Below are 4,393 nucleotides of genomic sequence, written 5' to 3' on the forward strand. Positions count from 1 at the left end.
CTCGCAGGGTTCCAAGCCCGCGCCGGCCGCCGCCAGCACCCAGGCGCCGGCCGCCAACGCCGCCGGTTTCACCGTGCAGGGCACCAAGGATGAGGCGTTCGGCAAGGTCGGCACCGCGCTGGAAGCCATTGCAGGGGTGAAGATCGCCAGCAAGGCACAGCTGCTGGGCTCCTACGACGTGGCCTATGAAGGCAGCGATTTCCTGGTGCGCGTGGTCGGCGTGGAAGCCGGCGCGTACATCTCCGCCGTTGACCCGCGTGGCCTGCCGGCGACCGGTGCTGCCCCGACCAAGCTGCTGGCGGAGCTGAAGGCGAAGCTGGCCCGGTAAGGGGGTGTGCGGACCCGGCCGTTGTCCGGGTCCGTGGCGCGGGCCGCGACCGGAAGCCTGGTAGAGCCGAGCCATGCTCGGCTGCGCTGTCCCGGTAGAGCCGAGCCATGCTCGGCTGCGTCAGGATTGGGTCAGGACGGCCAGACGGCCAGCCTGTCAGCCGAGCATGGCTCGGCTCTACCGGATTGGGTCAGCCGAGCGTGGTTCGGCGCTACCGGAGATGAAAAAGGGCGCCTATGGCGCCCTTTTTTCATTGCGGCACGCTGGCGTGGCTCAGCGCTCGAGCAGCGGCAGCTTGTCCGGCTTGCCATCCCATTCGCCGGCGTCGGCAGGCGGGTCCTTGCGCACGGTCAGCACCGGCCAGGCCTTGGCCAGCTCGGCGTTGAGGCCCACGAACACTTCCTGCCCGGCGGGCACGTCGTCTTCGGGGAAGATCGCGTTGACCGGGCACTCGGGTTCGCACAAGGTGCAGTCGATGCACTCGTCCGGGTCGATCACCAGGAAGTTCGGGCCTTCATGGAAGCAATCCACGGGGCACACTTCCACGCAATCGGTGTGTTTGCACTTGATGCAGTTTTCGGTGACGACAAAAGGCATGGCTGGATCTGGATCCGACAGTAAGCCGGACAATTCTAGAACAGGTTGGCCGCTGGCGCGGGATTGGATCTCACTTGTCGCTGCAACCGGGCCCGCTGCAGGGTCGGCTCACCAGCGGAACGTGGCATCGGGCAGCCCGGCGATGCCGGTTTCCACGACGAATACGCTGCCGGCGTGCGGGGCGGCGGCGAGCGCTTCGGGGCTGTGGTCCAGGCGCGAGCTGGTGACCATCAGCTGGCTCAGCCCCGTTCCACCCAGCGCAACGCAGGTGGGGTTGCGGACCGGCATCGGCACGACCCGGTCGATCCGTCCGTCGGGCAGGTAACGGACCACCCGCGAGGCACGCCACTGCGCATTCCACAAACCGCCGTCGGCATCGATGATCGCCCCGTCCGGCTCCCACGCCGGGTCCTCCAGCCGGGCGAACCGGCGGGGATGGCTGCATTGGGCACGTTCGGCATCGTAGTCGCAGCACCACAGTTCCGGCCGCACCGAATCGCAGTAGTACATCGTGGCGCCGTCCGCGCTGAAGCAGATCGCGTTGGGGATCACCACGCCAGGCAGGTCCAGAGGGCGCAAGCCGTGGCGCGCGCTGTACTGGTAGAAGCGGCCGAGCGGTTCGCGCGCAGGGTCCTCGTTCATGGTGCCGAACACGAGGTTGCCGGCACGATCGGTGCGCCCGTCGTTGCTGCGGGTGGTGGGTTGCTCCGGTTGCACGTCGGCCAGCCACTGCAGGCGCAGCGCGCCATCGGGCGCATCGATATCGACCCGCTGCAGGGAGCCGGCCAGGGCGAGCAGCAACTGGCCATCCTCGCCTTCGGCCAGGCAGGCGGGGCGGTCGGGCAGGGGCCAGTGGCGGGACGTGCCGGTGGACGCGTCGTACTGCCACAGCTGCCGCGCGCTGATATCCACCCAGAACAGACACTGCCGACGCGTTGACCACAGCGCGCCTTCGCCGTGGGTGCAGCGGCTGTCGATCAGCAGGGCGGGGGTGGCGGTGTCGGCAGGGGGCATCAGGGCAGGGGGATCGTGGCAGGGCCGGGCATTTTGCCATCGCCAAGGGCAACGGACCGTGGGCATCGGCGGCGTGCGCGACAGGGCGTGCCGCTCCCGGGCCGATCCCGACCGCAGGCATGGTGTCGCTGCCCGGACCTGTGCGACGCTGCGGCCATCCCCGTGGTCGCGCGGTTGGGCGGCCGTCCTTTCCTCCGGCCAGGTGCGTCCATGTCCACACCGCTTCCCCGATCCAACGCCAGCAGCGAGAACACCGCGTTCATCGTCCTGATCAGCTGCGTGGCCACCATCGGTGGCTTCCTGTTCGGCTTCGACAGCGGCGTCATCAACGGCACCGTCGATGGGCTGAAACAGACCTTCCAGTCCAGCCAGGCCGGCATCGGCTTCGAGGTGGCCTCGATGCTGCTGGGCTGCGCGATCGGTGCGTTCTTCGCCGGCCGGCTCGGCGATCGGCTCGGCCGGCGCGGCGTGCTGATCATCGCCGCGGCGATGTTCCTGCTGTCGGCGCTGGGTGCCGGTGCAGCGCGCAGCTCGGCGCTGTTCGTGCTCGCGCGGGTGGTTGGCGGCTTCGCGGTGGGTGCGGCCAGCGTGATGTCGCCGGCCTACATCGCCGAGGTGGCGTCGGCGCGCTATCGCGGCCGGCTGGCGACGGTGCAGCAGATGGCGATCATCACCGGGCTGTTCTGCGCGTTCCTCAGCAACTACCTGCTGGCGCGCGCTGCCGGGGCCTCGACCGAGCCGTTGTGGCTGGGACAGGAGGCTTGGCGCTGGATGTTCTGGATGCAGGCATTGCCATCGGCGCTGTTCCTGCTGCTGTTGCTGCGTATCCCTGAAAGCCCGCGCTACCTGGTGGTCAAGGGCCGGCACGCGCAGGCGCTGGCGGTGTTGACCCGGCTCTACGGCGCGGAGGAAGCGCGGGTCAAGGTCGCCGAGATCGAAGGTTCGCTGGCCGGCGACCCGCACCGGCCGCGGCTGTCGGACCTGATCGACAAGCGCGCCGGTGGGCTGCGCCGAATCGTCTGGATCGGCATCGGCCTGGCCGTGTTCCAGCAGCTGGTCGGCATCAACGTGGTCTTCTATTACGGCGCGGTGCTGTGGCAGGCGGTGGGCTTCTCCGAGAACGACGCGCTGCTGATCAACGTGCTCTCCGGTGCGCTCAGCATCGGCGCCTGTCTGCTGACCATCGTGCTGATCGACCGGATCGGGCGGCGCCCGCTGCTGTGGATCGGCTCGCTGGGCATGGCGGTGTCGCTGGCGCTGGTCACCGTGGCGTTTGCCAGCGGCACCCTGGACGGTGGCCAGCTGCGGCTGTCCGACGGCATGGGGCGGCTGGCGCTGGTCGCGGCCAACGTCTACGTGGTGTTCTTCAACATGTCCTGGGGACCGGTGATGTGGGTGATGCTGGGCGAGATGTTCCCCAACCAGATCCGCGGCTCGGGGCTGGCGGTGGCCGGTGCGGCGCAATGGAGCGCCAACTTCGCCATTACCGTCAGCTTCCCGGTGCTGCTGACCGGGATCGGCCTGGCCGGTGCCTACGGCATCTATACGCTGGCCGCGGTGCTGTCGATCTTCTTCGTGCTGCGCTACGTGCGCGAGACCAAGGGCAAGGAGCTGGAGCAGATGGAGGGCTGAGCCTGGCGGCCGGCCCTGCAACGCAAAAACCCCGCCGGGGCGGGGTTTCTGGTCGTTCTGCACCGCGACTGGTGCTCCCTAGGGGACTCGAACCCCTGTTTTAGCCTTGAGAGGGCCACGTCCTAACCTCTAGACGAAGGGAGCAGACTTTGTCGCGAACTGCGCAGCGCGCTAGTATATGGACCTAGATGCCATTGGGCAATCCCGAAAACTCAACCGGAAGCGCCAACATCAATTCTTCTGCTACATCACCGTTCAGCCTGCGCGTGATTCCGCGCGATCAGCACACCATCTCCCGCAAGGACATCAGCCCGAACGCGTTGCGCGTGCTGTACCGGCTGCGTGATTCCGGGTTCGCCGGCTACCTCGTGGGTGGCGCCGTGCGCGACCTGCTGGTCGGTGGCAACCCCAAGGACTTCGACGTGGCCACCGATGCCACGCCCGAGCAGGTCAAGGCGCTGTTCCGCAACTGCCGCCTGATCGGCCGCCGCTTCCGTCTGGCCCACGTCGTGTTCGGTCGCGAGATCATCGAGGTGGCCACCTTCCGCGCCAACATCGATGACGGCAGCGGCGACCGCGAGATGGAAAACGGCATGCTGGTCCGCGACAACGTCTACGGCAGCATCGAGGACGACGCGATCCGCCGCGACTTCACCTGCAACGCGCTGTACTACGCCATCGAGGACTTCTCGGTGCGCGACTACACCGGCGGTTTCGAAGACGTGCAGGCGCGCCTGATGAAACTCATCGGCGATCCCGAGAAGCGCTACCAGGAAGACCCGGTGCGGATGCTGCGCGCGGTGCGCCTGGCGGCCAAGCTCG

Annotated in this window: 3 protein-coding genes, 1 tRNA gene and 2 pseudogenes; 3 read left to right on the top strand and 3 right to left on the bottom strand. The window is 68.0% G+C overall.

Annotation, left to right across the window (positions count from 1 at the left end; all coding sequences use genetic code 11):
* Nucleotides 1–328, top strand: a pseudogene (locus tag RTO53_RS19545) (hypothetical protein); the annotation flags it as partial.
* 273 nt (nt 329–601) lie between these two features.
* Here the strand turns inward: RTO53_RS19545 and fdxA are convergent.
* Together fdxA and RTO53_RS19555 are read right to left on the bottom strand one after the other, a co-directional pair.
* Nucleotides 602–925 (bottom strand): ferredoxin FdxA, encoded by a 324-nt coding sequence (gene fdxA / locus RTO53_RS19550; protein WP_108764771.1) that lies wholly within the window; start codon nt 923–925, stop codon nt 602–604.
* A gap of 108 nt (nt 926–1,033) precedes the next feature.
* A complete protein-coding gene (locus RTO53_RS19555) occupies nt 1,034–1,939 on the bottom strand; it encodes an SMP-30/gluconolactonase/LRE family protein (RefSeq protein WP_312239329.1) in 906 nt (301 codons plus the stop codon).
* 210 nt (nt 1,940–2,149) lie between these two features.
* Between RTO53_RS19555 and RTO53_RS19560 the strand changes: the two genes are divergently transcribed.
* Nucleotides 2,150–3,571 (top strand): sugar porter family MFS transporter, encoded by a 1,422-nt coding sequence (locus RTO53_RS19560; protein WP_312239330.1) that lies wholly within the window; start codon nt 2,150–2,152, stop codon nt 3,569–3,571.
* A gap of 69 nt (nt 3,572–3,640) precedes the next feature.
* Here the strand turns inward: RTO53_RS19560 and RTO53_RS19565 are convergent.
* Nucleotides 3,641–3,715, bottom strand: a tRNA-Glu gene (locus tag RTO53_RS19565).
* A gap of 44 nt (nt 3,716–3,759) precedes the next feature.
* On the opposite strand from RTO53_RS19565, the pseudogene RTO53_RS19570 reads away from it, so the two are divergent.
* Nucleotides 3,760–4,393: pseudogene (locus RTO53_RS19570) on the top strand (polynucleotide adenylyltransferase PcnB); the annotation flags it as partial.

The sequence above is a fragment of the Stenotrophomonas sp. genome (assembly GCF_031995405.1).
GTDB lineage: Bacteria > Pseudomonadota > Gammaproteobacteria > Xanthomonadales > Xanthomonadaceae > Stenotrophomonas.

Bases quoted from the DNA above. Each gene is read 5' to 3' on its own strand.
- RTO53_RS19560 (WP_312239330.1), top strand. From the start codon at position 2,150: ATGTCCACACCGCTTCCCCGATCCAACGCCAGCAGCGAGAACACCGCG.
- fdxA (WP_108764771.1), bottom strand. From the start codon at position 925: ATGCCTTTTGTCGTCACCGAAAACTGCATCAAGTGCAAACACACCGAT.
- RTO53_RS19555 (WP_312239329.1), bottom strand. From the start codon at position 1,939: ATGCCCCCTGCCGACACCGCCACCCCCGCCCTGCTGATCGACAGCCGC.